This is a genomic window from Pseudonocardia sp. SID8383, from assembly GCF_009864975.1.
GTDB lineage: Bacteria > Actinomycetota > Actinomycetes > Mycobacteriales > Pseudonocardiaceae > Pseudonocardia > Pseudonocardia alni.
Genome location: NZ_WWFY01000883.1, coordinates 1 through 4,673, shown reverse-complemented (window position 1 = coordinate 4,673; position 4,673 = coordinate 1). Strand labels below are relative to the sequence as shown.

The window sequence follows — 4,673 nt, the reverse complement described above, 5'->3', positions numbered from 1 at the left end:
TCACCGCGATCCGCTCGGCCTCGTCGACCGTGTCGGTGTCGAGGGCGAGGCGGCCGATCCGGGCCCGGACCCGGGTCGCGTCGCGCGGTCCGGAGAGCGCGGCGACGCCGTAGCGGACCGCGAGCCGCAGCCCGAGGGTCGCGGCGATCTCCCCGGACGGCGGGGCGAGCTGGGTCGCGGCGAGCGCCGCCGGGTCACGCCCGACGGCCAGGTTGGTGCCCACCACCGACCCCGCCGAGGTCCCGACGACGAGGTCGGCGTCGCGCAGGTCGACGCCGTCGGCGAGGAGCCCGGCCAGCAGCCCGTACATCCAGGCGATGCCGGTCAGCCCGCCGCCGCCCAGCACCAGCGCCCGTCGGTCGTCGGCCATGGGTCCTCCTCGTCGTCGCCCTGCACGATCACCACGGGCGAGGGGTCCGGTGCCGGATCCGGCACCGGCCCCCTCGCCGCCGGCGATCACCCTCGCAGGGAGCGGTAGGCGATCTGGGCCAGGTGCACCGGTTCCCGTTCCCCGGCCTGGCGGACCTGGGTGCGGCAGGAGTAGCCGTCGGCGAGCAGGTCCACGGTCTCGTCGGCGGCGCGCAGCGCGGGCAGCAGGGCCCGCTCGGCGCACGCCATCGACACGTCGTAGTGGCCGTCCTCGAACCCGAAGTTGCCGGCCAGGCCGCAGCAGCCGGAATCGAGCACGGTGGCGTCGACGCCGAGCGCGGCGAGCACCGCCCGGTCGGGCTCGGAGCCCAGCTCGGCGTGCTGGTGGCAGTGGATCTGCACCAGCGCGGCACCGTTCCCGGTCCCCGCGACGGCCGACAGCTCGTCGGCGTGCCGGGCCAGCAGCTCGGCGAAGGTCGACACCTGCCGCGCCAGCAGCGGCACCCGCGGGTCGTCGGGCAGCAGCTCCGCGGCGTCGCTGCGCAGCGCGGCGGTGCAGGACGGCTCCAGCCCGACGACCGGGATGCCGGCGTCGAGCGCCGGCCCGATCGCGCGCAGGCTGCGGGCCAGCACCCGGCGGGCCGCGGTGACCTGGCCGGTGGAGGTCCAGGTCAGCCCGCAGCACACGTTCTTCGGGGGCAGCTCGACCCGGTACCCGAGCCCGGTGAGGACCGCGACGGCGTCGGCCGCGATCTCCGGGTCGAAGTGGTCGGTGAAGGTGTCGGTCCACAGCAGCAGCGGGCCGCGGCTGCCGGGTGCGACGCCGAGGTCCGGCACCGTCGACATCGGCAGCCCGCGGGCGGCACGGGCGGTGTAGGTCTCCCGGGCGATCGGCGGGATGGCGCGACGGGCGTCGATCCCGCCCGCCTTCTTCGCGACCTTCGCCAGCAACGGCACCTGCGCGAGCCGGTTCACCCCGTCAACGGCGGCGGCCGGCAGCACCCCGACCGCGCGCAGCCAGCGCGGGAGCGCGCCCATCGAGTAGTGCGACCGCGGCCGCAGCTTCCGGTGGTAGCGGTTCGCGAGGAACTCGGTCTTGTACGAGGCCATGTCGACCCCGACCGGGCAGTCGGACTTGCAGCCCTTGCAGGACAGGCACAGGTCGAGGGACTCGGCGACCTCGTCGGACTGCCAGCCGTCGGTGATGATCTCGCCGTTCGCCATCTCGAACAGCAGCCGGGCGCGTCCGCGGGTGGAGTGCTTCTCCTCCTTGGTCACGTTCCAGCTGGGGCACATGACCCCCGATCCGGTGTCGACGGCGCACTTGCCGACGCCCAGGCAGCGGCGGGTGGCCCGGTGGAAGGAGCCGCGGTCGTGGCCGAAGGCCAGCTTCGGCTCGTCGGGCATGGTCGGCATGCCGAGCTGGACGCGCAGGTTCTCGTCCATCGTCGCCGGGCGCACGACGCGGCCGGGGTTCATCCGGTCGTCCGGGTCCCAGATCCCCTTGAAGTCCTCGAACGCGGTGATGATCTGCGGCGGGTACATCCGCGGGAGCAGCTCGGCGCGGGCCTGGCCGTCGCCGTGCTCACCGGACAGCGACCCGCCGTGTGCGACGACGAGGTCCGCGGCCGCGGTCATGAAGTCCCGGAAGTTCTGCACGCCGGGCTTGCTGAGCAGGTCGAAGTCGATCCGGACGTGCAGGCAGCCGTCGCCGAAGTGCCCGTAGTAGATGCCCTTGCGGCCGTGGTCCTCCAGGACCTTGTCGAACTCGCGCAGGTAGGCGCCGAAGCGCTCCGGCGGGACGGCGGCGTCCTCCCAGCCGGGCCAGGCCTCGCCGCCCTCGGGCGAGCGGGTCAGCAGGCCGGCGCCCTCCTCGCGGATCTTCCACAGCGCGGCCATCCGGGCCGGCTCGCCGACGACGACCGCACCGGTCGTGTACGCCCTCATGGCGTCGGCGACGGCCTGCGCGGCCGCCTCGGCCTCGGCGCGGGTGGCCCCGCCGGTCTCGACGTAGAGCCAGCCCTTGCCCTCGGGGAGCATCCGGCTCGTCGTCTCGTTCGGGCGCAGGGCGCGCAGCGAGGCGATCAGCCCGGCGTCCATGCCCTCGATCGTCAACGGCGAGTGCTCGCGGACGATCATCACGTTGTCCGCGGCGTGGTAGGCGTCGGGGAAGCCGAGCACGGCCAGCGCCCGTGCGGGCGGGGACTCGACGAGGTCGACGGTCGCGGACAGGATCGTCGCGCAGGTGCCCTCGGTGCCGACCAGCGCCTTGGCCAGGTTCACGTTGCCCGGGACGAGCTGGTCGAGGTTGTAGCCCGACACCCGCCGGGTCAGCTCGGGAACGTGCTTCTCGACGTCGTCGGCGACCCGCGCGCCCAGCGCACGCAGCGCGTCCGGGATCGCGCCGGTCTCGGTGCCGTCGCCGCCGAGCACGAGCCGCTCGCCGCGGTAGGTGAGGACCTCCAGCGATGCGACGTTGTCGACGGTCTTGCCCCAGGCCACCGAGTGCGAGCCGCAGGCGTTGTTGCCGATCATCCCGCCGATCGAGCAGCGGTTGTGCGTCGACGGGTCCGGGCCGAACGTCAGGCCGTGCGGCTTGCCGGCGTCGCGCACGGCGTCGCAGACGGCGCCGGGCTGCACGGTCGCGGTCCGGGCGTCGGGGTCCACGGACAGGATCGCGTCCATGTGCGTGCGGAAGTCCATCGCGACCGCGGTGTTGACGGCCTGGCCCGCGATGGAGGTGCGCGACCCGACCGGCAGCACCGGCACGTCGTGGGTGCGGCACACGGCGACGGCGGCCTCGACGTCGGCGGCGTCGCGCGGGGAGATCACGCCGATCGGGACGCCCCGGTAGTTCGAGGCGTCCGCCGACCACATCGCGCGGCTGCCCGCGTCGAACCGGACCTCACCGCCGATGGCGGCACGCAGGTCGTTCTCCAGGGCGCGGTACGCGGTGGTCGAACGCGATCCGCCTTCGCTCCTCGCGGTGGTGGGACGCGCGGCGCTGTCGGTGGTCACGGGGCTCCTCTCGGCGCAGACTCCGGCACCTGCGACGGCCCGGGGCTGGGAGATGACGCTACCCCGCGGTCCCCGGGCCCCTCCCGTCGACGGGAACGCGGTTGCGGTGATCCGGATCGCCGTCGGGATCGGGTGGGACCGCGCCGTCGCGTGGGGGTACGCGGTGTGCGTGCTGTCCGCGGTGTGGGACGCCGGCGGCGACACCGGGTGGCCCGGCCCGGGCCCCGCACCGGCCGCGGCCCGACGGCTGGCGCCGCTCGTCGCGGAGTGAGTCCTTAGGGTTCGGCCATGACCGTCTCCGAGACCTTCGACCCGGACGCCTGGACGCCGGTCGACGGGTTCGACTTCCGCGACATCACCTACCACCGTGCCCGCGCCACCGGCGCCGTGCGGATCGCGTTCGACCGTCCTGAGGTCCTCAACGCGTTCCGGCCGGGCACCGTCGACGAGCTCTACCGCGCCCTGGAGCACGCCCGGACCAGCGCCGACGTGGGCGCGGTGCTGCTGACCGGGAACGGCCCCTCCCCGAAGGACGGCAAGCGCGCCTTCTGCTCCGGCGGCGACCAGCGCATCCGTGGCCGCACCGGCTACCAGTACGCCTCCGGGGACACCGCGGAGACCGTCGAGCAGGGCCGGGCCGGGCGGCTGCACATCCTGGAGTGCCAGCGGCTGATCCGGTTCATGCCGAAGGTCGTCATCGCCGTGGTGAACGGCTGGGCCGCCGGCGGCGGGCACTCGCTGCACGCCGTCGCCGACCTCACGATCGCCTCCCGCGAGCACGCCCGCTTCAAGCAGACCGACGCCGACGTCGGCTCGTTCGACGGCGGCTACGGCTCGGCGTACCTGGCCCGCCAGGTGGGGCAGAAGTTCGCCCGGGAGATCTTCTTCCTCGGCCGCACCTACAGCGCCGAGCAGATGCACCACATGGGCGCGGTCAACGCGGTGGTCGACCACGCGGACCTGGAGACCGAGGCCCTGCAGTGGGCGACGGAGATCAACGGCAAGTCACCGCAGGCCCAGCGGATGCTGAAGTACGCCTTCAACCTCGCCGACGACGGCCTGGTCGGCCAGCAGCTCTTCGCCGGTGAGGCGACCCGGCTGGCCTACATGACCGACGAGGCGGTGGAGGGCCGGGACTCGTTCCTGGAGAAGCGGGACCCGGACTGGTCGCCGTTCCCCTGGCACTACTAGGTCGTCACTCCGCGGCGGGGCGCGGCCGGGGCACGGGGACCGGCCGCGCCGCGACGACGGCCCGCGGGCCGCTCTGCTGCGGGACGGCGACCGCC

The 4,673-nt window shown here is 74.3% G+C and carries 4 protein-coding genes; 2 read left to right on the top strand and 2 right to left on the bottom strand.

The genetic code is table 11. From position 1 onward, the window contains the following. Both GTW08_RS31170 and GTW08_RS21325 read right to left on the bottom strand, forming a co-directional pair. The coding region (locus tag GTW08_RS31170; protein WP_202417497.1) for a patatin-like phospholipase family protein at positions 1-370 on the bottom strand (370 nt) is incomplete at its 3' end. A gap of 86 nt (positions 371-456) precedes the next feature. Beyond that, positions 457-3,309, bottom strand: coding sequence for an FAD-binding and (Fe-S)-binding domain-containing protein (locus GTW08_RS21325; protein WP_073576882.1), 2,853 nt, complete (start codon positions 3,307-3,309; stop codon positions 457-459). A gap of 184 nt (positions 3,310-3,493) precedes the next feature. On the opposite strand from GTW08_RS21325, the gene GTW08_RS21320 reads away from it, so the two are divergent. Then, on the top strand, positions 3,494-3,658 hold the full coding sequence (locus tag GTW08_RS21320; RefSeq protein ID WP_157818351.1) for a hypothetical protein: 165 nt from the start codon (positions 3,494-3,496) through the stop codon (positions 3,656-3,658). A gap of 17 nt (positions 3,659-3,675) precedes the next feature. Next, the gene (locus GTW08_RS21315) at positions 3,676-4,578 is read left to right on the top strand and encodes a 1,4-dihydroxy-2-naphthoyl-CoA synthase (protein WP_073576551.1); all 903 of its coding nucleotides are present in this window, start codon (positions 3,676-3,678) and stop codon (positions 4,576-4,578) included. The last annotated feature ends 95 nt before the right edge of the window (positions 4,579-4,673 follow it).